17 protein-coding genes and 4 tRNA genes are annotated in these 24,758 nt (G+C 47.9%); 17 read left to right on the top strand and 4 right to left on the bottom strand.

What is annotated here, in order from left to right:
• Positions 1-4 precede the first annotated feature (4 nt).
• The 5 genes from tpiA (at position 5) to plsY (ending at position 9,359) form a co-directional block, all read left to right on the top strand.
• The gene (gene tpiA, locus F0P94_RS17505; protein ID WP_150905471.1) at positions 5-760 is read left to right on the top strand and encodes a triose-phosphate isomerase; all 756 of its coding nucleotides are present in this window, start codon (positions 5-7) and stop codon (positions 758-760) included.
• 711 nt (positions 761-1,471) lie between these two features.
• Positions 1,472-1,855: a DUF6150 family protein gene (locus F0P94_RS17500; protein WP_225307271.1), complete on the top strand. Its 384-nt coding sequence runs from the start codon at positions 1,472-1,474 to the stop codon at positions 1,853-1,855.
• Between the two features lie 11 nt (positions 1,856-1,866).
• Complete coding sequence (gene prmA, locus F0P94_RS17495; RefSeq protein ID WP_150905469.1) at positions 1,867-2,697, top strand: 50S ribosomal protein L11 methyltransferase; 831 nt, start codon at positions 1,867-1,869, stop codon at positions 2,695-2,697.
• A gap of 21 nt (positions 2,698-2,718) precedes the next feature.
• Complete coding sequence (locus tag F0P94_RS17490) at positions 2,719-8,439, top strand: hypothetical protein (protein WP_150905467.1); 5,721 nt, start codon at positions 2,719-2,721, stop codon at positions 8,437-8,439.
• 281 nt (positions 8,440-8,720) lie between these two features.
• Positions 8,721-9,359 carry a glycerol-3-phosphate 1-O-acyltransferase PlsY gene (gene plsY / locus F0P94_RS17485; RefSeq protein WP_150905465.1) on the top strand — a complete coding sequence of 213 codons (639 nt, stop codon included), beginning with the start codon at positions 8,721-8,723 and terminating at the stop codon, positions 9,357-9,359.
• Between the two features lie 641 nt (positions 9,360-10,000).
• Here the strand turns inward: plsY and F0P94_RS17480 are convergent.
• Positions 10,001-11,350, bottom strand: coding sequence for a T9SS type A sorting domain-containing protein (locus tag F0P94_RS17480; RefSeq protein ID WP_150905463.1), 1,350 nt, complete (start codon positions 11,348-11,350; stop codon positions 10,001-10,003).
• 327 nt (positions 11,351-11,677) lie between these two features.
• On the opposite strand from F0P94_RS17480, the gene F0P94_RS17475 reads away from it, so the two are divergent.
• The 3 genes from F0P94_RS17475 to F0P94_RS17465 all read left to right on the top strand — a co-directional run bounded on the left by F0P94_RS17475 (position 11,678) and on the right by F0P94_RS17465 (position 14,966).
• The gene (locus F0P94_RS17475; protein WP_150905461.1) at positions 11,678-13,042 is read left to right on the top strand and encodes a dipeptidase; all 1,365 of its coding nucleotides are present in this window, start codon (positions 11,678-11,680) and stop codon (positions 13,040-13,042) included.
• A gap of 554 nt (positions 13,043-13,596) precedes the next feature.
• Entirely contained in the window at positions 13,597-14,379 is a 783-nt protein-coding gene (locus tag F0P94_RS17470; RefSeq protein WP_150905459.1) for an SDR family NAD(P)-dependent oxidoreductase, read from the top strand.
• Positions 14,376-14,966, top strand: a complete 591-nt coding sequence (locus F0P94_RS17465) for a hypothetical protein (protein ID WP_150905457.1) — start codon at positions 14,376-14,378, stop codon at positions 14,964-14,966. Before F0P94_RS17470 ends, F0P94_RS17465 begins: the two co-directional genes overlap by 4 nt.
• Here F0P94_RS17465 and F0P94_RS17460 read toward each other — a convergent pair whose 3' ends face one another.
• The gene (locus F0P94_RS17460) at positions 14,967-15,509 is read right to left on the bottom strand and encodes a lipocalin family protein (RefSeq protein ID WP_150905455.1); all 543 of its coding nucleotides are present in this window, start codon (positions 15,507-15,509) and stop codon (positions 14,967-14,969) included.
• A 28-nt stretch (positions 15,510-15,537) separates the two neighbouring features.
• Complete coding sequence (locus tag F0P94_RS17455) at positions 15,538-15,993, bottom strand: GNAT family N-acetyltransferase (RefSeq protein ID WP_150905453.1); 456 nt, start codon at positions 15,991-15,993, stop codon at positions 15,538-15,540.
• Between the two features lie 109 nt (positions 15,994-16,102).
• On the opposite strand from F0P94_RS17455, the gene F0P94_RS17450 reads away from it, so the two are divergent.
• Together F0P94_RS17450 and F0P94_RS17445 are read left to right on the top strand one after the other, a co-directional pair.
• A complete protein-coding gene (locus F0P94_RS17450) occupies positions 16,103-16,594 on the top strand; it encodes a YajQ family cyclic di-GMP-binding protein (protein WP_150905451.1) in 492 nt (163 codons plus the stop codon).
• Positions 16,595-16,918: 324 nt separating this feature from the next.
• Positions 16,919-17,683 (top strand): TerC family protein, encoded by a 765-nt coding sequence (locus F0P94_RS17445; RefSeq protein ID WP_150905449.1) that lies wholly within the window; start codon positions 16,919-16,921, stop codon positions 17,681-17,683.
• 328 nt (positions 17,684-18,011) lie between these two features.
• On the opposite strand, the gene F0P94_RS17440 is transcribed toward F0P94_RS17445, so the two are convergent.
• Positions 18,012-18,545, bottom strand: a complete 534-nt coding sequence (locus F0P94_RS17440) for an RNA methyltransferase (RefSeq protein ID WP_225307270.1) — start codon at positions 18,543-18,545, stop codon at positions 18,012-18,014.
• Between the two features lie 380 nt (positions 18,546-18,925).
• Between F0P94_RS17440 and mutS the strand changes: the two genes are divergently transcribed.
• From mutS to F0P94_RS17405, 7 genes are all read left to right on the top strand, one after another.
• Positions 18,926-21,568, top strand: coding sequence for a DNA mismatch repair protein MutS (gene mutS / locus F0P94_RS17435; protein WP_225307269.1), 2,643 nt, complete (start codon positions 18,926-18,928; stop codon positions 21,566-21,568).
• Between the two features lie 542 nt (positions 21,569-22,110).
• Positions 22,111-22,186, top strand: a tRNA-Gly gene (locus tag F0P94_RS17430).
• 72 nt (positions 22,187-22,258) lie between these two features.
• Positions 22,259-22,342, top strand: a tRNA-Leu gene (locus tag F0P94_RS17425).
• A gap of 178 nt (positions 22,343-22,520) precedes the next feature.
• Positions 22,521-23,393, top strand: coding sequence for an RNA helicase (locus F0P94_RS17420; RefSeq protein ID WP_150905447.1), 873 nt, complete (start codon positions 22,521-22,523; stop codon positions 23,391-23,393).
• Between the two features lie 462 nt (positions 23,394-23,855).
• Complete coding sequence (locus tag F0P94_RS17415) at positions 23,856-24,278, top strand: hypothetical protein (protein ID WP_150905445.1); 423 nt, start codon at positions 23,856-23,858, stop codon at positions 24,276-24,278.
• A 125-nt stretch (positions 24,279-24,403) separates the two neighbouring features.
• Positions 24,404-24,479 (top strand) — tRNA-Gly (locus F0P94_RS17410).
• A 72-nt stretch (positions 24,480-24,551) separates the two neighbouring features.
• Positions 24,552-24,635, top strand: a tRNA-Leu gene (locus F0P94_RS17405).
• Positions 24,636-24,758 lie beyond the last annotated feature (123 nt).

Raw genomic sequence — 24,758 nt, 5'->3', positions numbered from 1 at the left:
AGAAATGAGAAGACAAATTGTTGCCGGAAACTGGAAAATGAACAAAACCTACCCGGAGGCTTTAGCTTTGGTAGCCGAAATTGCAACCGATCTGCAAAACAACCCGGTTTCAGGGGTAGAAGTAATTGTGGCGCCGCCATTCCCTTTTTTAACCGGCGTTAACGAAAGCCGGGGCGCAAACATCCAGCTTGCCGCCCAAAACTGCCACCAGAAAGAAAGCGGCGCCTATACCGGCGAAGTTTCGGCTCCCATGTTGAAATCGGTAGGTTGCGAGTACGTAATTCTGGGCCATAGCGAACGCCGCCAGTACTTCCACGAAGACAACGTATTGCTCGAACAAAAACTGAAAGCTGCGCTTGATGCAGGCCTGAAGCCAATTTTCTGTTGCGGCGAAAGCCTGGAGCAGCGCGAGCAGGAGATCCACTTCAGCTACATTGCCCAGCAGCTTAAAGAAGGCTTGTTTCACCTGAGCAACGAAGAATTCGACCAGGTAATTATCGCCTACGAACCGATCTGGGCCATTGGTACCGGTCGCACCGCAAGTTCCGAACAAGCCCAGGAAATGCACGAATTCATCCGCGAACAAGTTTCCCGTGCTTACGATGCCGAAGCAGCCCTGAAAACCCCGATCCTATACGGCGGCAGCTGCAACGCTCAGAACGCCAAAGAATTATTCGCCTGCAAAGACGTAGACGGCGGCCTGATCGGCGGTGCTGCTCTGAAATCAGCCGACTTCCTGACCATTATCCGTTCTTTCTAAAACGGTAGGTTTTTGGAATAAAACCCCACCCAACCCTCCCCTGACTCAGGGGAGGGTTTTTTTTACTGCTGTGTTGCGCGCTTTCCCAGCGCTTAGACAAACATAAAAAGGGAATATTGCAGGTTTTTAAATTCAAGATATCTCTTGCCGTTGACTTCAGTCAACGGAATTAGTGCGCTCTTAAACCTGTCTTTTCAGGTTTTATAAAGAAGATAAAGCTTGATTCAAGGAATATGGAATGATCTTGTTTCTGAAACCCTCCGGAATAGCTAAATTCCAATGCAGGAGTTAACTTTTTCAGACCTAATACACTGTCAAGTTAATTACTGGAATTTGCTTGACGGGATTTGTAATCATTACTGTTCGAAACATGACCTTATTTAGTTTGAGCAGTTCGTTATAGACTTTAATAAAGCTTTAAAACTAACACAAAGAAAGGTGTAAACTAAATAAGACTGTCTTTCGAACAGTAATGATTTGTAATCCCGTCTTAACCGAGCCGTGGGATTTGTAATCCCACTTTCTAAAAATTAACTTGACTATGTACTGGAGTAGTGATTCCTGAAATGAAGTGAAACGCTCTTTTTCAGCCAGAAAAAAAAGCCCTCCCCTGTTTTTAGGGGAGGGTTGGGTGGGGTAAAACAAACCAACCACCTGATTTATATTATTTTCCCGGACTTTTTCGTTAATTTTAAGGTTTAGGAGGCTTCAATGCGTAATATCTATATTTTAACTTTCCTGCTTTGGGTTTTACCGGCGTTTTTTGTTTCGGCCGGAAACCCTTTTTTTGTTAAAAAACCTGCTGCCATAGGCCGCAACTTCTGCCAGATCTACGGCTCGGTGTACCTGGAGCGCGATCCGAAACGCCAGGCTGGAACGCAATTTACCGTTTACGAAGAATCCGAAGATGCTTTTGCCAACCTGGTGGTTTACAAAGAAGACAACAAACTTTTTGCCGACGAGCCAGGCCTCTGGTACCTGGCGCCCAACCGCGATTTTGCCGATTTTGTGATATTCGTTACCCCCAACCGTAACCTTGCCGACTTCGGTGTTTACTTTACCAAAACCCGGTCTTTTGCCGGTTGTAAAAATTAGATTACACGTTCATGGATTTTATAGAAGTTGCCATCCAGGCCCCCGAAGATTTTACCGATATTCTTACTGCCGAGCTTAGCGAAGTGGGTTACGATACCTTTCTGGATACCGATAAAGGCTTCAATGCGTACATTACCGAAGATATTTTCAACGAAAACGAGCTGAAAGAAGTAGTAGAGAAGTACGCCGGCATGGCCCCGATTTCCTATGAAACAAGCAAAATCGTAAAGCAGAACTGGAACGAAGAGTGGGAAAAGAACTTCGAGCCCCTCATCATTGGCAACGATGTTTCCGTGCGGGCCTCTTTCCATCCCAAGCCCGAAAACGTAACCTACGACATCGTGATCAACCCGAAAATGACCTTCGGCACCGGCCATCACGAAACCACCACCCTCATGATCGAAAACCAGCTTACCGTAGATCATAGCGGAAAGCGCGTTCTGGATATGGGTACCGGTACCGGCATTCTGGCCATCATGGCCTGCAAGCTGGGCGCCAAGGAAGTGGTAGGCGTGGAGATCGAAGACTGGTCGGTAGAGAATGCGCGGGAAAATGCGGAGGCAAATGATTGCCCGGCCATAACGGTACATTTTGGCGACGTAAAAGTGGTTGAAAACGACGAACCTTACGATATTGTGCTGGCCAACATCAACCGGAACGTGTTGTTAGCCGATATGCAGGCATATACGAAGTTACTGAAGGCTGGCGGTCCGCTGGTGCTCAGCGGCTTTTATACCGAAGACCTGCCGGTTCTGCAGGACGAAGCAAAGAACTGCGGCCTGATTTTTGAATCGCACCGCACTAAAAACAACTGGGTTTCGGCTATTTTCCGGAAACCGTAATGTGATCTGTATTTCCTTTTTATGAGGTATCTTTTACTTATTATATTTTTCTTCAGCACCTTTTTGTCGGTTCAGGCCCAGGTAGGCAAGTTCTCTGACGATCCGGCCAAGTTTATTACGGAAGTGCCCCAAATGATGGCGCCTACCCGGAACGACAATGCCATGAAGGTTGCCAACATGCTGGAAACGGCCTGGAACAGCGGCAAGATCAGCCACGAGCAGAAAGAACGCATCGTGAAGTTTGCCCAGGCCATGCAGGCGAAGAAAATGAAACCGCGGCCGCACTTCGAAAATTATTTCGGAGCGATCGGCAGCGCCGTAAACGTGCACAGCCTTACCGGCGCCGGCCTGAACCAGGTCATGGACGTGATCGATATAACCTATGAAAAGGAAGATCCGAAAGCCGTGGAGCAGTTTATGGCCTCGGCTTACCGCTTTTTAGATACCAAAGTACTTTACAAAACCACAACCAACAGTTTGCGCATGTTGGGCGGCAGCTTCAACTTCGAGTACCGTTACGGCAACGAACCGGAAGAAGAAGAAATAAAGCCGCCGCTGCCTATTGTAAAAAAAGATCCTCCCAAACCTGCTGCTCCGGCCAAGAAAACCACTACTAAATCCACTGCTAAAAAAACAACAACCAAGAAAACCACGAAGCCTAAAAATAACGGCTGGGACGATTGGGGTGGCTGGGGCGATGAACCGGCAGACGACAAAAAAGCAGCGAAAAGCGACGACGGCTGGGGGACCGACGACTGGGGCAGTACTCCGGAACCTGAAGTAAAAACTGCAGAGCCCGAAGCCCAGGATTTCTCTCTGAATAAATACATTCCGGAAGACCAGCCCATTGTAAAAGGCCCGGCCATCGTGATTAAAGATGCCGACCTGTTTATGGTAAGCCAGTTCGATTCGGTAACCATTAAGAACACTAAAGGTGTAGTTTCCCTGGCTAAAAACATATTTGTAGGCAAAGGCGGCACCTTTGCCTGGAACGTAAATGGCAACGAAGCTTCCGTAGAACTTAAAAAATATAACTTCGATATTACCCGGGCCGAATTTAAAGCCGAAGGCGCTACCATTAAGTACGACGCTGTGCTGGCCGAACCGGTGGAAGGCGTATTCGAGTACCGGAGCAAAAAACGCAATACCACTGCCGATACCGGTTTCCCGCGTTTTGCCTCTTTTACCAACGATGCCAAGCTTAAGAATTTAGGCGAGAATATCGGTTACCGGGGTGGTTTTACCCTGGTGGGCAGCAAGATCATGAGCGCCGCCCTCGACAACAGCTTTTCCTTTATTGCGGTGAAGCTGAACGGCGAACGCAAGTTCAAATCCTTTTCGCGGAGCTACTTGCTGGGCGATACCCTGCTCACCGCCGACCGCGCCGGCATTACCATTTATCAGAACCAGGATTCTATTACCCATCCGGGTATGGGCTTTAAGTTTTCGAAGCCCCGGAACCAGCTGAAAATGATCCGCAACAACAACGATGCCCTCAAATACAGCCCTTTTCAGGATTCCTACCACAAAATGGAGATTACAGCGGACCTTCTGGTCTGGAACCTGGCCGATCCGAAGATCAATTTCTCCATTCTGGTAGCCAAAGATCAGGTTTCGGCCCAGATCGAGTCCATGGATTATTTCTCCGATGTTCGTTACCAGCAGTTAAAAGGTATTGCCAGTTTCCATCCGCTGCAAATGATCGTGGGGTACGCGCAAAAAAAGGGAACCGATAAATTTTATGCCATGGATGTGGCGCGGGAAAATAAGATAAAGGAACCGACCCTGAAGAAAGCCATGGCCAGCCTGGCCCAGGATGGCTACATCGATTTTAATACCACTACCGGTTACATTACCTTAAAGCCCAAAGCCAAGCACTACGTCAATTCCCACCGAGATAAAAAGGACTTCGACCACATTACCATTAAATCGCGGGCGCCTTCCGGCCGGAACGCCACGCTGAACATGGAGAATAAGGAGCTGCTATTGCGCGGGGTGCGCCAGTTTGCCTTCAGTACCGACTCCGGCGCCATCATCGTCCGTCCGGATAGCGGTATTGTGCGCGTGCGCAAAAACCGCGACATGGAATTCAGCGGGCGCGTGGTTACGCCGAACTTTATTTTCAAAGGCACCGGCTTTAACTTCAGCTACAACGATTTCTGGATCGACATGCCCCGGATCGACTCCCTGATCTTCCGGACCAAGAAAACCAAAAAGGATAAAGCCAAGCAGGAAAAGGTTGAGATCAACGGCCAGAACTTAGCTGCAGCCCAAGATAAAACAGTAGGGGAGAAAGACGAAAAAGCCAAGAAGGAAGATCAGGCCCAGGTAGATGCGCCCGAAGACTTCCCGGAAGACGATTCGGTGCGGCTTCAGAAAATAAAAGCGCTTAAACTGGAAAAAAAACTGGCCAAGCAAAAAGCCAAAGAAGAAAAAAAGAAAGCCAAAGCCTTAGCCAAAGCCCAGAAAGCGAAAAAGAAAAAGCCGCAGCTCGATGAGTTCGGCGATCCGATAATTGAAGAAGATCCGGTCGTGGCCCAGGAAGCTGCCAAACCGGCCGAAGCCAAGAAAAAAGCGCCGGTAAGCACCGAAAAAGCCCTGACAGGACTTAACGGGAAGCTGTACCTGAACAAACCGAATAATAAATCGGGCCGCAAGAAAATTCCGGGCTACCCGATGTTCGATGCCTCTACCGGGGCCGTGGTGTACTTCAACAAGCCTGATGTACTGGGCGGCGCTTACGACAGTTCGGTGTACTTTACCATTCCGCCGTTTAAGCTCGACAGCATGGGCAGCACGAGCCAGAGCGCGGTAAACTTTAAAGGTACCTTCCATTCCGGCAACATCTTCCCGCCAATCGAAACCCGGCTTACGGTAATGCCCGATCAGTCTTTAGGCTTTGAATATAAGGCTCCGGAAGGGGGCTTCCCGGCTTACGGCAATAAAGGCGGGTTTAAGGGAACTGTTCTTCTTAACGCAAATGGTTTACAGGGCAATGGCTCCATCAACTATTTAACTTCTACGCTCAAATCCGATACCTTTACTTTTTACCTCGATTCCGTTACCACTACCCGCGGTATTTCGGGGGCCATCGCGGCCAGCAAAGATCCGGAAGGTATTTTCCCGGCGGCCAATATCGGCCATTTCTCCATGAAGTGGAAAGTAAATCAGGATAGCCTTGTGCTCAACAAGCCGGATACCCTTTTCAACAAGGAAACCATGGATCCGATAAAGCTCTACGACGGGAAGTTTACTTACGTGGGACAGACGGTAATTACGCCTAACGGACTTTTAGGGCATGGTACGGTGGAAAGTGAAGAATCCTCGGTGAAGTCGCCGCATTTTAAATTCCAGAAAACCCATTTTAAAGCCAACAACGCTGTTTTTGCTATTAAATCCGATAACCCCGACAAGCCGGCCTTGCTGGCTACGGACGTGTTTATGGATTACGACTTTAAGCGGGGAAGCGCCAACTTTGCGCCGGAGAAAGCCGGTTTTGCCAGTACCGAATTACCGCACAGCCAGTTCAAAACTTCGCTTAGCGGCGGTAACTGGGATTTCAAGAAGAAGATCGTAACCATGAAGGAGGTAGAAGGAGGCGATATCAGTAAATCGTATTTCTACTCTACCCGCGCCGATCAGGATTCAACTAACATTCTGAAGTTCAACGCAACTTCCGGTTACTACGACCTGAGTACGTACACCCTGAAAGCCGGCGGCGTGCCTTATATCCGCTCCAACGACGCGCATATTTTCCCAACCGACGGTAACGTGGAGATTACCGGCGATGCAGATTTGAAAGTATTGCAGAACTCTCAGATCGCGATGGATACCCTGAACAAATTCCATAAACTGGCTAACGGTGAGATCGACATTCTTTCCGGAAAAGACTTCCAGGGTTTTGCCGACCTGCAGTACACCAATTCCATGGGGCAGACCTTCCCGATAAAAATGGGCAACTTTACCCGCGACTCGGTTATTGTAGAGAAAGGCGAACCGCCGGTATTCATTACCAAAGCCATAGGAAATATCCCGGATACCCAGAAGTTCTTTATTATGCCGAAGATCCTGTACCGGGGCGATGTGCACATGACCTCGAACAAGCAATTACTTGACTTCGACGGGGAAATGAAACTAGCCTTTGGCGATGAAGCTTCGGCGGACTGGTTCCCTTACAAGAATACCGTGAACCCCGATTCGGTGCGGATTACCGTGAAAGACATGAAAACCGCCGACGGGGAACCGCTGGTAACCGGTTTGCATATTTCCAGTGGTTCGTCTAAAGTGTACAGCACCTTTGTTTCGAAGAAAGCCGATGAAACCGACCTGAGTTTGTTTACCGTGGATGGCGTGCTTTCTTACGATAAAATGAGCCGCGAATTTAAGTTGGGCGACGAACAGAAAGCCTATGCCGATTCTTACCAGGGAAATGTGATGCTTTATAACGATTCGGCCTCCATTGCCAAGTACGAAGGCTCGTTCAACCTCATAAAGCCGGATAAAGATTTCAGACTGAAAGCCGCCGGCGATGCCGTAGCCAACCTCGACAGCGGAAGCGTACGGTTCGATTCGTTCCTGGCCTTCGATATAAACCTGCCTTCCAGCGCCTGGGCACAAATGGGCTCGCTGATCGCCGATAATACCTCCGGTGCGCCGGAAGCCATCGACAACAGCTCCACCTTGCTCTTTAAACTAGGAGAGTTCATCGGCAATAAAGGCGTGCAGGATTATGTGAATAAAACTTCTGCCAATCATGTTCCATTTACCAAGGTGTCGCCCAAGCTAATCCATAGCCTGGTGTTCAACGAAGTGAAATTAAAATGGAGCCCAAAAAACAATGCCTGGTACAGCGTAGGCCCGTTATCACTGGCCAATATCGATAAGAAAGACATTAATGCGCGCATCGGTGGCCATATCGAGATCAAGCGGATAGGTGAAGCCGAAGTGATCTCCATTTACCTGGAAGCCAACCCAACCACCTGGTATTACCTGAACTACAGCGAGTATGCCTTAACGGTAGCCTCTTCCGACGGTAAATTCAACCAGATGCTGGCCTCCAAACTGAAGCCGGCCGGTACGGTTGCCACTACCTTTACCCCGGTTGCGGGCGAATCCATAGACCGGAACAACTTCGTGAAATCTTTCCGCGATGCTTATCTGGGCGGTAAAGGCGAACCGCTGGTAGACGCCCCTGCCGTACAGATAAACGATGAAGAACCGCCAATGGAAGAAGGTGAGGAAGGCGCTACGGCAACGAAGAAGAAAAAGAAGAAAAAGAAAAAGGGAACAGCTACCGACGAAGAAGGTATGATGGGCGAAGGCGATACCATTGCCGATGACGGCAGCGGCGCTTTGGCAGAGGAAGAGGCGCCGGCGAAGAAAAAGAAGAAAGGCAAGGCTAAAGCTACGGAAGAAGGCGATCTTGGCGCTGACGCTCCGGTAGACGCTCCTCCGGCAGATACTCCGCCGGCAGACACCCCAACCGAAGAGCCTGCCGAAAAACCGGCTAAAAAGAAGAAAGAAAAAACAGTAGAGGAGCCGGCCGATGCACCAATGGAAGATCCGGCAACGGAAGAAGCTCCGGCTAAAAAGAAGAAGAAAGAAAAAGCTGTGGAGCCGCCGGCAGACGCAGATACCGGGGGCGGCGATATTCCGGCCGAAGAGGAAGCTCCTGTAAAGAAAAAGAAAGAAAAGAAACCTAAAAAAGGAGAAGAAGAAGCTGATGTAGACATGGCCCCGTAATTCACGGGGCTTTGCCTTTTTAGTGGGCCAAGCTTTTGAAAACAACCTCGTAGCGGCTGTAAAAGGGTAACGTAAATGCCTTAAAAAGTAAAAAGAAGCAGTTTTTGTTTAATTAATTGTGGAATCGGCTATAGTTCGGCCGAAACAAGGTAGAAAGGTTTGCAAAGCAGGCCGGCTTTTCTTTATATTTGATTTTGTTTCCTTTTTAAACGCACGGTATTAGCCACAGATCTGTCCCGAAAACCAACGCGGCCGGATGAGCATTACCGGAATTTTTAATTATGAATTTATTGCTGATTGGCATTTTTGCACTGGCTGCCTACCTGATCGGGGCCATCCCGACGGCCTTATGGGTAGGAAAAGCGTACTTCGGGATCGATATACGGGAGCATGGCAGCGGCAACTCCGGCGCTACCAATACCTTCCGGGTACTGGGCAAAAAGCCGGGCTCCATTGTAATGCTCGTCGATATCTTTAAAGGCTGGGTGGCAACCTCCCTGGCCGCGTTCCTGATTATCCTGCATGCTATTCCGGTGGAGTACCTGGTGCCGGTGCAACTCGCTTTTGGTTTTATTGCCGTGTTAGGGCACGTGTTTCCGGTGTACGCCGGTTTCCGGGGCGGCAAAGGCGTAGCCACCCTTTTAGGTATGGTGCTGGCCATTCATCCGGAAGCTGCCCTGGTATGCCTGGGTATATTTGTAATTGTATTACTAACCACTAAATACGTTTCCCTGGGGTCTATGCTGGCCGCCATGGTTTTCCCGCTTTTAATGCTGTTGCCCTGGTTCCGTCCGGAGCATTCCGCAAAACTCCTGACCGGCTTTGGCATTGTGGTCTTTATTCTGATCGTAGTTACCCACCGGAAAAACATCCGCCGCTTAATGCAGGGAAACGAAAGCAAGGCAAATATCCGGTTTTAAGCACATACTTCTTTGCTTACTTTTCTTCTCGGATTTCTTCCGGAATTTCCCTGAAAGCTGTATTATTCCTCTGAACTAATTACATGCAGTTACAAGGCAGCGCCTGCCTCTGAACCGGCGTCTTTCAGATAAAGGCTATAAAAATACTGGTAAAAAGTAACCCGGGTAAAAGAAATGGGGTTTATGGCGCTTTAGTAGTTTGGAGTAGCAAACTCTTTTGCTGTTTCTCCATGAATTGATGCTTCTTTTAGTTCAGAATAACGGGAGACCAGGCATTTTGAACCTTCTGAATAGCCCTGGTTCTGACGCAATTCCTACCAAAGAGACAAACAGGCCCAACTTAATTGAATGGAAGCGCATCTTTCCGGGTTTTCATTGCCGTCAGCTTTAGCTGACGGTTTTAAAGCATTTTAAAATGGGGCTTTAGCCAAATGCCTCTACAATCAGAAGTGCTTTTTTATTGGGAATGATTTGTTCCTTATACAGGAAAGGGAAAATGCTTTCAGCCAGGATAACTCAAATGAAATTTACCCGGTTGGTTCCTGGCTTGTTGGTTCAGATAATTTCCTGGTTCATGTTGAAATAAAAAGAGCCGCTCCATGACAGAGCGGCTCTTTTTAATGAGCGTAATCCAAATAAAATTATTCGATCACAATTTTACGGATAGAAATGTTTTCGCCGGTTTGCACCTGCAGCATGTAAATGCCTTTCGTGAAAGAAGTAAGATCGATCTGGTTGGCATAAGAACCACCGTTTAAAGTTTCGTTCTTAGAGATCACTGAACGGCCCAGGGCATCGAATACATTAATAGCAATCGTGTTTCCTGAAGCTTTATTTACTTCGATAGTTACCAAACCGTTGCTTGGGTTAGGGAATACCTTAACGTTTTTGCTGAACTCTTTATCATTCAGGCCACTGATAACAGTACCATTGAATTTAAAGATACCGCCGGTTGTGGCATCCTGATTGAAGCCACCGGCATAACCAACGGTTGGGCTGTAGAATGTTAAAGCAGTACGCTGGTCACCCATGTCATAATCAACCCAGGTTTGGCCGCCATCGATGCTGTAAGAAGAACCGTTGGTACCATTAGCGCCGGTACTTACATATGTATTTGGTGTACCCGGAACATATGCCAGGTCGCTTGTGTACATGGTGCCTACATAGTTGGTTACAGAAGTCCAGGTAACACCGCCATTGGAGGTTCTAACGATCATATCATCGAACGTTGCTAAACCATTGTTGGCATCGCTGAAAGCAAGGTCCTGAACAGCAGTAAGACCAGTTGTACCACCTACGGTCCAGGTTAAACCAGCATCGGTAGATTTAAATACCCGGCCTTTGTTGGTTCCGAAGTAGATGATATTGTTTCCAACGGTCGTATATACGTCTACCGTTCCAAATTCACCCGGAAGCGGATTTGGGATGTTTGCTGCAGGAACCGGTGTCCAGGTTGCTCCACCATCGGTAGTCGTATACATTTCAAATTCGCCGCCTACCGGGTCACCTTGTAACCAGCCGTTATTGGCATCGAACATGTGTACGATATTCAGGAAAGAATTAGCATTGGCAAACAAAGTGGTGCCCTGCTGAGTCCAGGTTGCTCCTCCATCAGTGGTTTTATAGATCCGGCCGCCGCTGTCCGTAGCATCGTTATACATAGCCACCCATGCGGTATTGGCATCGATAGCAGAAAGGTTTGAGAAGGCCCAGGTAGCTGCATTTGGAATAGTGCCAGAAGTCCAGGTTTGACCGCCGTTAGTAGTTCTGGTATAATCCTGCACTGGTGGCTTGGTTTGGCCAGGAACTGTTGCTGAACCATCGTAGGAAATAGCCCAGGCTGCGGTAGCTGAAGGTACAGAAATATCGCGGATCCCTCGGGATGGGGTAGAAAAGCCGGTGGCTTGCTCGGTCCAGAACTGAGAACCCTGCGCCATTGCCTGCAACCCTAAACCTACTATCGCACAAAAGGTTAGTACAGATTTTTTCATATTAAGTGGATGTTAGTGAATTATTTCGTTTAAAATTAAGAAAATTTTCAATTTAAATATACTGTCGGCGTTTTTTTCGATTATTTCCTGCAATAGCTATTTAAAACTCCGGCCTTTGAAAGGGGCCTGCTCTGAATCAGGATTCATAATTCTGGGGTTTTGTTGCAGGTCTGTTTTTTATAGGTTAGGCCGGATCTGCTACGCCACTTCATGAAGCCTTTTTCCGCCCTGAAATTAAAGAAAAGTACCCGGTTAAAAAATCTAATACCACCTCACGGGAATTTCTTTTAATTTTAAGCCTGAATAACTGACCCCCAAACCTGAACGATGAATAATTACCTGACCGAAAATAAAGACCGTTTTCTAAGCGAGTTAATGGACCTGTTGCGCATGCCAAGCGTAAGCGCCGATCCGAAGTTTAAAGACGATGTACTACGCACGGCCGAATTCCTGCGGGAAAAGCTGGTAGCAGCCGGCGCCGATAACGTGGAAGTTTGCCCTACGGCCGGTTACCCGATCGTGTACGGCGAAAAGATGATAGACCCTGCTTTGCCTACTGTGCTGGTGTACGGCCATTATGACGTGCAACCCGCCGATCCGTACGAACTCTGGACTTCCCCGCCCTTCGAGCCGGTAATAAAGAACGAAAAGATCTACGCCCGCGGTGCCTGCGACGACAAAGGCCAGATGTACATGCACGTGAAAGCCTTCGAAATGATGATGAAGGAAAACAAACTGGCCTGCAACGTGAAATTCATGATAGAAGGCGAGGAAGAAGTAGGCTCGGAAAACCTGGCGACCTTCGTGCAGCATAATAAAGAGAAGCTGAAAGCTGACGTGATATTAATTTCCGATACTGGCATCATCGGCAACGATACGCCTTCCATTACCTCGGGCTTACGCGGCCTGAGCTACCTGGAAGTGGAAGTTACCGGCCCGAACCGCGACCTGCATTCCGGCTTATACGGCGGTGCGGTAGCCAATCCGATCAACATCCTGTGCAAAATGATCGCCAGCCTGCACGATGAAAACAATCACATCACCATCCCGGGCTTTTACGACAACGTAGACGAGCTTTCCGGCGAGGAACGGGCCGAGATGGCCAAAGCGCCTTTCGACCTGGAGAAATATAAAAAAGCTTTAGACCTTGGCGATATTCACGGCGAAGCCGGTTATTCAACCCTGGAAAGAACTTCGATCCGGCCTACGCTGGATGTGAACGGCATTTGGGGCGGCTATACCGGCGAAGGTGCAAAAACGGTGATTGCTTCCAAAGCCTTCGCTAAAATTTCCATGCGTTTGGTGCCGCACCAGACTTCGGAAGAGATCACGGAGAAGTTCCAGAAGCATTTCGAAGCCATTGCCCCGGTCAGCGTAAAAGTACTCGTAAAACCACACCACGGCGGCGAACCGGTAGTTACCCCAACCAACTCCGTTGCCTACCAGGCCGCCAGCCGCGCCTACGAAACTACCTTCGGCAAGAAACCAATTCCGGTACGGAGCGGCGGCAGTATTCCTATTGTAGCCATGTTCAAGTCTGTGCTCGGAACCGATACCGTTATGATGGGCTTTGGCCTCGATTCGGATGCCATCCATTCACCGAACGAAAGCTACGGCTTGTTCAACTACTACAAAGGCATCGAAACTATTCCTTATTTCTACCAGTATTTTGCCGAAATGAGCAAAGCTTAATATTAAGGGCAAAGTTCTGAACTGAAAGTCCGGCCATGTTTTGGCCGGACTTTTTTGCTTTAAATACTACTGTTTTTATACAGCACTATTCATTGCCGTCTGCTTTAGCTGACGGAAAGCAGACGGCTTATTTTAAAAGAACATTTGGCTAAAGCCGGAATTTAAATACCTGAAAACCGTCAGCTAAAGCAGACGGCAATGAATGGAGAATTAGTGGTTAGTTCAGGAATCTGGCGAAATTCCATCCTATAAAAAGCCTGTCATCCTGAGCACAGCGAAGGACCTCGTCGGCAATTAGTAGAAAGGCCAAAATAACGACATCGCTTTCCGCCGACGAGTTGTTTCGCTAACGCTCAACTGGACAATTATTTATTAGGTTACTTCGGTTAAAAAGCTTTAGATTCACTTAATTGCTTGTGTTTCAAGATCCGACCAAAACCATGTCCCTAACGGAAAACGCTAGCGTATAAATCCAAAAAACCAAACCATATCCTTCCCGGGTTGTTAACGTATAGCAGAAAGCCTATATAAAAAGCCTGAAATCCGGCAGTAATATGAAAGCAGGAAATACCGTATTGATCACCGGCGCTTCGAGCGGGATCGGGGAGGAATTGACCCGGATCTTTGCCCGGCATGGTGCTAACCTGGTAATGGTAGCGCGGCACGAAGATAAACTGAATTCCCTGGCAGCCGAACTTTCCGCCAGGCACCAGATTCAGGCTACCGTTTTGCCCGCCGACCTTACCGATCCGGATGCGCCGAAAGTTATTTTCAGGAAGTTAGCCGAACGGCAGATTTCCGTTAGTATTTTGGTAAACAATGCGGGTTTTGGCGAATACGGCTTTTTTGAAGAAATAAATCTGCAGAAAGAACTGGACATGATGCAGGTGAACATGGTGGCCGTGGTGCATTTAAGCAAGCTGTTTTTAAAGCAGTTACCGCAAGGCGAAGAAGGAAAGATCCTGAATATTGCCTCCACGGCCGCGTTTCAGCCGGGGCCGTTAATGGCGGTGTATTATGCTTCCAAAGCCTTTGTGCTTTCCTTTTCCGAAGCCCTGGCCAACGAACTGCAGGCGCGGCGCGTAACGGTAACGGCGCTTTGCCCCGGCCCCACCCGCACGGATTTCGAACGCCGGGCCAAACTGGGCGGCTCCGACCTGTTTTCGGGCAATATTGCTTCGGCCGCGGAAGTGGCGGAGGCCGGCTATGCCGGATTAATGGCCGGCAAGCCGGTAGTTATTCCGGGTTTTAAAAACCAGGCACAGGCTTTTTCGGTACGGTTGGCGCCCCGGAACCTGGTAACCAAAATAGTGCGCTATTTGCAAGAAAAAAGATGAGAACACACCTGAGAGCAGAATCGAGAATTACCGGCCTGGAAGATATCAATTTCCGGATCTCCAGTTTTATAAACACCTTTACTACCGTTTTGTACGTGGTACTGGCCATGGCCCTGGCCGGCATCGGGATGAAGTTTTTCCAGGTGAACGGCGGAAATTTCGTTTTCATTTTTTCGGTGATCGTGCTTACGCTTATGTTCCTGGTGCAGATCGGCCTTTCGTTTTTCTACATTGTGTCGCACGTGAAGCTGGCTTTGCTGGGGGCTTTCGGCAGTCTGGCGCTGGCGCTAGGGTTTATGGCCATCATGTTCCGCTACCAGGGCTGGCTGGGTTGGCAGATTATGTATTTCATTGCGCTGCCCATTTTTCTGATCACGGCTTTTTTTCTGGGCAAATACCTGTCGCGGCACGAGAAACTGCACCATAACCAAACCAAGTTCCTGTACCGCAACCTGCTTTTTCCGTATCTGTTAGTTTTTGTGCTGGGTATCGCGTCGTTCCTGCTCGATTTTCGCCGGCCCACTCCCCAGGAACTGCCTGCAACCACTTCGCCCGAAACCAGGCCGGATCACGGGCAGAGCTGGTAATTACCTGCATTCCTGGTTCGTTAATTTAAGCCGGCTTACATCAAAGTTCTTTTCCTTTATCCTGCCCAGGATCTGCTGATAGGTTTCTTCAGCCATAACGGGTTTTCGGGCCAGGATCCATAGCGATTCCCGGTCCGGGGCGCCAACCACCGCGTAGCTGTAGTCGGGCGCCAGGTCCAAGATCCAGTAATCGCCCTTAAACGGCCAGAAGAACTGCACTTTCAGTTTGGCGTTGGTGGTTTTATCAGCTACAAAAGCTTTCCCCGTAATGGCTTTGAGCTTCCCGTCAGGGCCGTTTTTCCGGCAGCTGTTTCGCACCTCCACGTAGCCATCGGGGTGAAGCGAATATTCGGCTTTAGTGCATTGACAACCTTTCTGAAACCGTTGAGGGAAAGCGGCAATTTCGTACCAGGTTCCCATGTATTTTTGCAGGTCAACGGATGGTACGGTTTCCAAAGGGGCGTTTTGCGGCCGTAAAGCCATTACTGCCAATCCGGTTACCAGCAATGCTGCACCGAATAAAACTTTTCTTTTTGTTCTCATAGTTTCGTTTTCTGTAGCATCATGTAATTTAATTCTGACCTGCTAAGGGATTTGCTAATTCCTTCCTCATTTCATAATGCTGAATTTCGCCGAAGAGCAGGTGCGTTTTCTTTACGACGGTATACCCCAGGCGTTCATAAAAAGGTACGGCGCGTTCGCGGGCCTGCAGGCTGATAAACCTTGCCCCGTGCAGACGGGCCTTTTCTTCCAGGTAATCCACTAATAATTTCCCCAGTCCGCGGCTTTGCAGGTCTTTCCGGATAGCCATAAAACGCAATTGTGCTTCTTCGGGCGAGACAAAGCTCAGGCGGCACACTCCGGCTGCCTTGCCGGCATCGTCGAGCAGCAGGGCATGAATGGCGGCATCGTCATCGGGGGCGCGTTCGCTGCCGGGTGGCTGGTTCCAGGGCTTCCGGAGCTCTTCGTAACGGAGCCGGTAATATTGTGTAAGATCTGTTGCCGAAACCGGTTCTATAATGTGCATAAAAACAATAACCTTTAAAGCCGGAAAAGTAAATAATTATAGCAAGTCTCCTAACTTTGCCTTTTCGTATACGTGTAAGTTTTTTGTTTGCTCTAACCCCTGTAAAACTATGCCTTCTTTCGATATTGTAAGTAAAGTAGATCCGCAAACGCTGGACAATGCCCTGAACACTGTAACCCGCGAAATTCAGAACCGTTACGATTTCCGCGACACCAAAGGCAGCATCGACTTCGATAAAAAGACCAACATCATTCTGGTTACCACCGAAAATACCATGCGCCTGGGCCAGATCGAAGACATTATCATGAATAAGTTCGTGAAGCAGAACATCGATGCCACCGCCCTCGATTTTACAAAAGAAGAATACGCTTCCGGCCCCATGATCAAGAAAGAAATTAAAGTGCGCGCCGGCCTGGATAAAGAAGTTTCCAAAAAGATCGTGAAGATCATCAAAGACCAGAAACTGAAAGTGCAGCCCGCCATCATGGACGACCAGATCCGGGTAACCGGAAAAAAAATAGACGACCTGCAGGAAGCCATCGCCGCCCTCCGAAAAGCCGACATTGGCCAGCCCCTGCAGTTTGTAAACATGAAAAGCTAGATAGTGATTAGTGAATAATGATTAGTGATTAGTAGCTATCTTATAAATAAGCTTGTCATCGTGCCTGTCCCGAAGCATTTCGGGAAGCGGTAGCGAAGGACCTCGTCGGCTCTCAGCACCACAGCCAAGTTTAACGTTTTTCCAGTGGCCGACAAGTTGTTTCAGAGCTATAATCGTAAGTTTCGTGCTCCCTCGCGCCTACCTGGGCTCAACAGGATAGCCATTAGCTTCTAGTATTTAAATCATTCTTCATTACTCCTTATTCCTGTTTTCACAGATCCTTACTAATCACTAATCATTACTCACTAATCACTCAAAATAAGCATGTTTGAAATTTTTGCTGACCCGAATACCTGGATAAGCCTTGTAACCCTGACCTTAATGGAAATTGTGTTGGGGATCGATAATATTATTTTTATTTCCATTGTAGCCGGAAAATTGCCGGTCGAACAGCAAGGCCGGGCTCGTACCATTGGTTTGATGTGCGCGCTGGTTTTCCGGGTGATTCTGTTGCTCTTTATTTCGCACATCGTGGCCATGAAAGACCCGCTCTTTACGCTCGATCTGCCTTTCGGCATCGAAGATTTTGGCGTTACCGGCCGGGACATCATCCTGTTCTTTGGCGGCTTGTTCCTGATCGCTAAAAGTACCACCGAAATTCACGGCAAACTGGAAGGCGAGGAAGAAGAACACACCATTAAGAAAGTGGCGCACAGCCTGAGTAAAGTTATTTTCCAGATCATCCTGATCGATATCGTTTTCTCTTTCGACTCTATTTTAACGGCCGTAGGTCTGGTAGAGCACGTAACCATTATGATCATTGCCGTAATCCTTTCCATGGGCGTGATGCTAGTTTTTGCGAAAGCGATAAGCGACTTTGTAAACAAACACCCTACCATTAAAATGCTGGCGCTTTCCTTCCTGATCATGATCGGTTTTATGCTCATACTGGAATCCCTGCACCAGCACGTTCCGAAAGGCTACGTATATTTCGCCATGGCTTTCTCGCTGGCCGTAGAATTACTGAACATGCGCCTCCGCAAGAAAACCAAACCAGTAGAACTCCGCGAAACCATCGACTTAGATTAAGCTGAAATAATTTGAAAGTAAAAGCCCGGTTCATAAATCTGAACCGGGCTTTTGTTTTTCCGTCAGCGAAAGCAGACGGGAATGAAATTGTCTGAACACGATTTTCAGGATTTTATTGATTTTCAGGATTTTTTTAAAATAGAATTTTGCCGAACGTAGGGGCGCCCCTTGTGGGTGCCCATTCCCTTGCAGATTTTCCCGCATTTCCGGCAATGAAAAACGTTATGTTTTCAGGGCCAAAAAGTCAAAAGAAGAAATTTCATTCCCGAATGCTTTAGCTGACGGTTCCCAGCTAAAATGCCCAAAATCGTCAATTAAAAATCGTAAATCAGGAAAGCTTACTCACCAGATCCCAAACCACAATTCCCAAGGCCACCGAAATATTAAGCGAATGCTTGGTGCCGAATTGCGGAATTTCCAGCACAGTATCGGCCAACGCAAGGGCAGCTTCCTCCACCCCGAAAACCTCGTTCCCGAAAACCAACGCATATTTCTGGCCCATTTCTGGCTGAAACGCTTTTAAAGAAACGCTGTTGCTAACCTGTTCCACCGCCAGAATTTTAAACCCATCAGCTTTCAGTTTCTGCAACAATTCCGGCGTTTCACTGGCATGATCCCAATCCACCGATTCGGTAGCGCCCAAGGCCGTTTTGTTGATTTCCTTGTTTGGCGGCGTACCCGTAATGCCGCACAGATAAATCTTCTCCACCGCAAACGCATCGCCCGTCCGGAAAGCCGAACCCACGTTATTCAGGCTCCGCACATTGTCCAGCACCAGCACGATCGGCGTTTTCTGCTTCTGTTTAAACTCTTCTACCGAATCGCGGTTCAGTTCCTCCATCGAAAGCTTGCGCCCTGTCATATTTTGATTGTTAATTGCTGATTGTTAATTGTTTTACGCATTCCCGAAAGTCCCCCTTTGGAGGGGGTAGGGGGGAGGTCAGGAGAATTATCGAAGCCTTTTGTAGCGTATGTAGCGCAGGGTTTAAACCCTGCGCTGCATACGCTACAGAAGCATTTCCGCTCTTCGGGATTTGCAATCCCGAAGCACCGAGCTTCGGATTTGCAATCCGCCTTTTCCGCACAAATTCCCTTTCCCGCCTTAAAATTACCTGAAATGCCTGTATCTTGCATCTCCGTTTCAGAAAACCCTATGGTTTTGATCTAAAAAAGCCAAAAATGTGTTTTTAGAAAACCGAGTTCAGGTACCAGAATTGTCCTGATACTTGTGTCTTGATACTTATGTCTAAAGAAATGAAAGCCACCGCCGAAGCCAACGTAACGCCCTTAATGAAACAGTACAACGCCATCAAAGCCCAGCATCCGGGTGCTTTGCTGCTGTTCCGCGTCGGCGACTTTTACGAAACCTTCGGCGAAGATGCGGTAAAGGCAAGCAAGATCCTGGACATCGTGCTGACCAAGCGCGGCGCGGGTTCCGCTTCCGAAACCGCCCTGGCTGGTTTCCCGCACCATTCCCTGGATAATTACCTGCCGAAACTGGTGCGTGCCGGCGAACGGGTGGCCATTTGCGACCAGCTCGAAGATCCGAAATCGGTAAAAGGGATCGTAAAGCGCGGCATCACCGAACTGGTTACGCCCGGCGTTTCCTTCAACGATCAGGTACTGGAAAGAAGAAGCAACAACTACCTGGCGGCCATTCATTTCGGCAAGCACGAAACCGGCATTTCCTTCCTCGATATTTCCACCGGCGAATTTATTGCCGCGCAAGGCGATTTGAATTACATCGGCAAGCTGATCTCCAGTTTTTCGCCTTCCGAGATCCTTTACTGCAAACAGGCCAAAGGCACATTTACCGAAAATTACGGCAACGATTACTGCTCTTACGGGCTCGACGAATGGGTTTTCAGCTTCGATTATACTTACGAAACCCTGACCCGCCATTTCGGCACCACGTCCCTGAAAGGCTTCGGCATCGAGAACCTGAAGGAAGGCATTATTGCGGCCGGCGCCGTGCTGCATTACCTGGCCGAAACCCAGCACTCCGACATTCGCCACATTGCCACCATTTCGCGCCTGGAAGAAGACAAATACGTGTGGCTCGACCGCTTTACCGTGCGCAACCTGGAGCTTATTCAGCCGCAACATGCCGAAGGCGTGCCGTTTATTCAGGTACTCGACCACACAGTAACGCCCATGGGCGCGAGGTTGCTGAAAAAATGGGTAGTGCTGCCTTTAAAGGAAAGTGCCCAGATCAGAAGACGCTTAGATACGGTAGAGGCCCTGACCCAGAATACGGACCTGCTGCAGGAAATTGTGCAGAACCTGAAACAGATCAACGACCTGGAGCGCCTTATTTCTAAGGTGGCCGTTAAACGGATCAATCCGCGCGAAATGCTGCAACTGGCCAGAGCCCTGGATGCTCTCATGCCGATCCGCGAACTGCTTTTAGGCAGTGAAATAAAAGCCCTGAATAAACTAGGCGGACAATTGATTCCGTGCGAAGAGATTCGCGACGAGATCAAAAACAAGATCAAGCCAGAAGCGCCGATGCTCCCGAACCAGGGCAACATCATTCAGGACGGCATCCATGCCGAGCTCGACGAATTGCGCAAGATCGCTTTCTCCGGCAAAGATTACCTGCTGCAGCTGCAACAGCGCGAAGTAAAGAACACCGGTATTTCTTCCCTGAAAATTGCTTACAATAAGGTTTTTGGCTATTACCTGGAGGTTTCGAACGCGCACAAAGATAAAGTGCCCCAGGAGTGGATCCGGAAGCAAACGCTCGTAAATGCCGAACGCTACATTACCGAAGAGCTGAAAACCTACGAAGAAAAGATCCTGAACGCCGAAGACCGCATTTTTGCCATTGAGCAGCAGCTCTACAACGAAATTGTGCTCACCGCCCAGGATTACGTCATGCAGATCCAGCAGAACGCCAAAGCCCTTGCCGTGATCGACTGTCTGAGCTCTTTTGCTGCCACAGCCATCAAGCAGCACTACGTAAAACCGGAAGTGAACGACACCAAAACCCTGAACATCAAAAAGGGCCGTCACCCAGTTATTGAGCGCCAGTTGCCGGCCGGCGAAAGCTACATTCCGAACGACATTTTCCTCGACACCGACGAGCAGCAGGTTATTATTATTACCGGTCCGAACATGGCCGGTAAAAGTGCTTTGCTCCGCCAGACGGCTTTAATTGTGCTCATGGCCCAGATCGGTTCCTTCGTGCCCGCCGAAGCCGCTGAAGTAGGCATCATCGACAAGATCTTCACCCGCGTAGGTGCTTCCGACAACCTGAGCAAAGGTGAAAGTACCTTCATGGTGGAAATGACCGAAACGGCCAGCATCCTGAATAACCTCTCGGACCGGAGCCTGGTTTTAATGGACGAAATTGGCCGCGGCACGAGCACTTACGACGGTATTTCCATTGCCTGGGCTATTGTAGAACACCTGCACAACAACCCGAAAGCCCGCGCCAAAACCCTTTTCGCCACCCACTACCACGAACTGAACCAGCTGGCCGAAGACCTGCCGCGGGTAAAGAACTTTAACGTAAGCGTACGCGAAGCCGGCGGCAAGATCCTCTTCATGCGGAAGCTGGTGGAAGGCGGCAGCGCGCACAGTTTCGGGATTCACGTAGCGCAAATGGCCGGTATGCCGAACAGCGTAGTGTTGCGCGCAAACGAAATTATGCACCACCTGGAGCAGGAAAAAGTAGCCCATCCGGAAGAAAACGAAAAACTGCAAAGCGTACCGAAAGCCAGTATCCAGCTCAGCATGTTCGAACCTGCCGATCCGGCCCTGGAACGCCTCAAAGAGCAGCTGCAGCAAATGGATATTAACAGCCTCACGCCGGTAGAAGCGCTGCTGAAACTAAACGAGCTGCAGTTGCTGCTAAAGCAAAAGAAACAGCCGGTGAGCTAAAACCTTCTAAAACCTTATCGAAACCTGTGAGGTCTTCAAGACCTCACAGGTTTTTTTATGAAACCGTATGCTTGTGAAGTAGTGCTGCTCCCGTTACACAAGCAGGAGAAAAGTCCCCCTTTGGAGAGCCTGTCTCGACAAAGGAGAGAGGGCAGGGGGAGGTTAGGAGAATTAGCTGATAAGTATTTTGATCAAATAATGTAATCCTCCCCCTACCCCCTCCAAAGACAGTGGTGTTCATTCTGGCTATTGACTATCCCCTTGAGGGGATTATAGGGGTGTAAACACGTTATTTGATAAGTATCAGCAGATGTAAACACCCCTCCGGCTCCCCTGAAGGGGAGAGTTTCGTAGAATGAAACGGCCTTACCTCCAAAGGGGGACCTCAGAAAACTTGCGTAAGATCAGCTGTAGTAATTTTTTCTGCCTGAAAATCAGTTGATAGGAGCGGGGTAGCGATTTTTTTTTACCGGCACGCTTGACAAGTGTGAAGTATTTGTATTACCTTTGTATCACAATTGGCCGACAGGGCTGGTTGAAACGCGAAAGTAGCTCAGTTGGTAGAGCGCGACCTTGCCAAGGTCGAGGTCGCGGGTTCGAACCCCGTCTTTCGCTCCAGAGAATAAGACGTTGCGCAAGTAACGTCTTTGTTTTTTGATATAGTCCGAAGGCTTCCACTTTCGACTATATGCCGGGATGGTGAAACTGGTAGACACGCAAGACTTAAAATCTTGTGTACGCAAGTACGTGCGGGTTCAAGTCCCGCTCCTGGTACAAAATTCTTAAAAGCCCTTTGCTCCTGCAGCAAAGGGCTTTTTTGTTTCAATTCCCTATCGTTTTAGCTGATTGCCTGTCTTCTGAAAATTTCCTATAAAGAGTTGCAGTAGTGTTGTTAAAATAAAGGAAAATATCTTTAACTTTCCTGCTCAGTGTTATTTAAGAAATGTTTATTATGCCAAATAATAAAGCTGAACCTACTGAGAATATTGCTTCTGCTGAAGTTAAGAAGCCTACGTGTGGAATCATAATGCCTATTAGTGCAATTGGAGGGCTGTCTAAAGAGCACTGGGTCGATGTAAAGAGCATTCTTTACGATATTATTGAAGGAGCCGGTTTCGAACCAAATTTGGTGAGTGATGGCTCCGACGTTGGTGTTATTCAGAATAGAATTATTAGCAATATTTATAATAGTAACATAGTTGTTTGTGATGTTAGTGAGAAAAACCCAAATGTAATGTTTGAGTTGGGTTTAAGGCTCGCATTTGACAAACCAACAATCATTATTAAAGATGATTTAACTGGATACTCATTTGATACATCACCAATTGAACATTTGGATTATCCTCGTGATTTGAGATATAATCTAATAGAAGGGTTTAAGGAAAACCTAAAACTTAAGCTTGTAAGTACTTATAAAAAGTCAGTAGAGAATTCTGAGTATACAACATTTCTAGGCCACTTCGGGAATTATAAGGCTTCCAAAATTGAGGATAAAGAAGTCTCGGGTTTGGAATTAATTATGAAGTCCTTTGAAGAATTAAGGCAAGATTTATATACCTGGAAAAAATCTTCTAATAATAATCCTTTAGGGTTTGATGAAAATGTTGATGTTTACGCTTCTTCAGCAGGAAAAGCAGCCCTTGAGGCCAAGGAAATAGCTGTTAAATATATTTTGCTAAATAATATTAAAAGAAGTGATGGGGAAAATCATGAGGTAGTTGAGAGAATAGCGGAATATGTGCAATCTGAATTTAATAAGAAGAATACCTTAATCTCAAGGAATTTAGTTTCCCGAGTTGTTAGAGATATCTTCAGAACGAAGTAATCCAAATGCCCATTAAAAATCTAGTGAATTTGAATGTTAAATAAAGCTTTAGAAAAATTTGACAAGGAGATGGTTTGATGCTCTGACAGCAAAACTTCTAAGTGATGCCGAATCGGTAAATGAGTCAGTAGCCTTCTAGCCGCCTGAAAATTCTGAGGCAATAAATACTTTACTAAATTAGTAAAATCAGCTTGAACCAAGGTTTGAGTCAGCAGTTGTCAGAAATTAGAATATCAAGATTTAAACGTATTGCGCCTATTTGTTTTTACCTAGTGGATTCAAGTCCCGGTCCTGGTACAAAATTTTTAAAGCCCTCTGCTTATACAGCAAAGGGCTTTTGTGTCTACTATCCCCTTGATCATCGAGTTGATTTAGGCTAAAAAGCCTAACTTAGCTGCCAGCTTTAGGTTCATTCCAAAGAGCTAATATCTTAGCCCTATGCTTTAGAATAGTTTCCATTTCGTGCAGGAGTTAAATTTATCGAATTTAGTAGAATTGCGGTACTACGAGGAGGCGGCGGCTCTGTATGCCCGCTGGCCCAATAACGACCGGTTCATGCCGCGCGATTTTCAGTACACCTTCACCCTCCTGATCGATACCATCGAAAAATTCAAGGTAAAAAAACTGATCATCGATTCCGGTTCCAATTACAACAACCTGTCCGAATCCGATTACCGGTATATCTCCGAGCTGCTTTTCAGCGGCCTCATGTACGCCGGCATCGAAAAGGTAGCCCGCATTTTTAGCCCCTTTGCCGGGATCGAGGAGAATTTCAAGAAACACAACCAGCAGGTAAGAAACGAAATGGGCGCCGGTTTTGAGTTGCAGAACTTCGCCAACCTGGAAAGCGCCCTGACCTGGCTTAAAGCGGAAAGTAACAGTTAAAGGGCAGTAGCCAGCAACAGCACGGAGTTGTAAAAAAAAATAACAGATTTTTTTTACAGGTTCTTGACATCTGAAAAAAAGCGTGTATCTTTGTATCACAATTGGCCGCTAGGGCTGGTTGAAACGCGAAAGTAGCTCAGTTGGTAGAGCGCGACCTTGCCAAGGTCGAGGTCGCGGGTTCGAACCCCGTCTTTCGCTCCAGAGAATAAGACGTTGCGCAAGTAACGTCTTTGTTTTTTGATATAGTCCGAAGGCTTCCACTTTCGACTATATGCCGGGATGGTGAAACTGGTAGACACGCAAGACTTAAAATCTTGTGTACGCAAGTACGTGCGGGTTCAAGTCCCGCTCCTGGTACAAATTCTTAAAAAGCCCTTTGCTATAGCAGCAAAGGGCTTTTTTTTATTTCCAGCTAAGGAAATTTCGGATCAAGCTGAATTGTTGAGTGGGATTTTTCCTAAGCATAGATATTAGCAAGTC

This window comes from Adhaeribacter soli (genome assembly GCF_008727925.1).
GTDB lineage: Bacteria > Bacteroidota > Bacteroidia > Cytophagales > Hymenobacteraceae > Adhaeribacter_A > Adhaeribacter_A soli.
Note: the sequence above shows the minus strand (reverse complement) of the source record. Positions and strands in the feature narration are given on the sequence as shown.

Coding starts and splice junctions, on each gene's coding strand:
- prmA (WP_150905469.1), top strand. CDS start 1,867: ATGGATTTTATAGAAGTTGCCATCCAGGCCCCCGAAGATTTTACCGAT.
- F0P94_RS17500 (WP_225307271.1), top strand. CDS start 1,472: ATGCGTAATATCTATATTTTAACTTTCCTGCTTTGGGTTTTACCGGCG.
- mutS (WP_225307269.1), top strand. CDS start 18,926: ATGTCTAAAGAAATGAAAGCCACCGCCGAAGCCAACGTAACGCCCTTA.
- F0P94_RS17470 (WP_150905459.1), top strand. CDS start 13,597: ATGAAAGCAGGAAATACCGTATTGATCACCGGCGCTTCGAGCGGGATC.
- F0P94_RS17480 (WP_150905463.1), bottom strand. CDS start 11,350: ATGAAAAAATCTGTACTAACCTTTTGTGCGATAGTAGGTTTAGGGTTG.
- F0P94_RS17455 (WP_150905453.1), bottom strand. CDS start 15,993: ATGCACATTATAGAACCGGTTTCGGCAACAGATCTTACACAATATTAC.
- F0P94_RS17440 (WP_225307270.1), bottom strand. CDS start 18,545: ATGACAGGGCGCAAGCTTTCGATGGAGGAACTGAACCGCGATTCGGTA.
- F0P94_RS17445 (WP_150905449.1), top strand. CDS start 16,919: ATGTTTGAAATTTTTGCTGACCCGAATACCTGGATAAGCCTTGTAACC.
- F0P94_RS17490 (WP_150905467.1), top strand. CDS start 2,719: ATGAGGTATCTTTTACTTATTATATTTTTCTTCAGCACCTTTTTGTCG.
- F0P94_RS17460 (WP_150905455.1), bottom strand. CDS start 15,509: ATGAGAACAAAAAGAAAAGTTTTATTCGGTGCAGCATTGCTGGTAACC.
- tpiA (WP_150905471.1), top strand. CDS start 5: ATGAGAAGACAAATTGTTGCCGGAAACTGGAAAATGAACAAAACCTAC.
- F0P94_RS17420 (WP_150905447.1), top strand. CDS start 22,521: ATGCCAAATAATAAAGCTGAACCTACTGAGAATATTGCTTCTGCTGAA.
- F0P94_RS17465 (WP_150905457.1), top strand. CDS start 14,376: ATGAGAACACACCTGAGAGCAGAATCGAGAATTACCGGCCTGGAAGAT.
- F0P94_RS17450 (WP_150905451.1), top strand. CDS start 16,103: ATGCCTTCTTTCGATATTGTAAGTAAAGTAGATCCGCAAACGCTGGAC.
- plsY (WP_150905465.1), top strand. CDS start 8,721: ATGAATTTATTGCTGATTGGCATTTTTGCACTGGCTGCCTACCTGATC.
- F0P94_RS17475 (WP_150905461.1), top strand. CDS start 11,678: ATGAATAATTACCTGACCGAAAATAAAGACCGTTTTCTAAGCGAGTTA.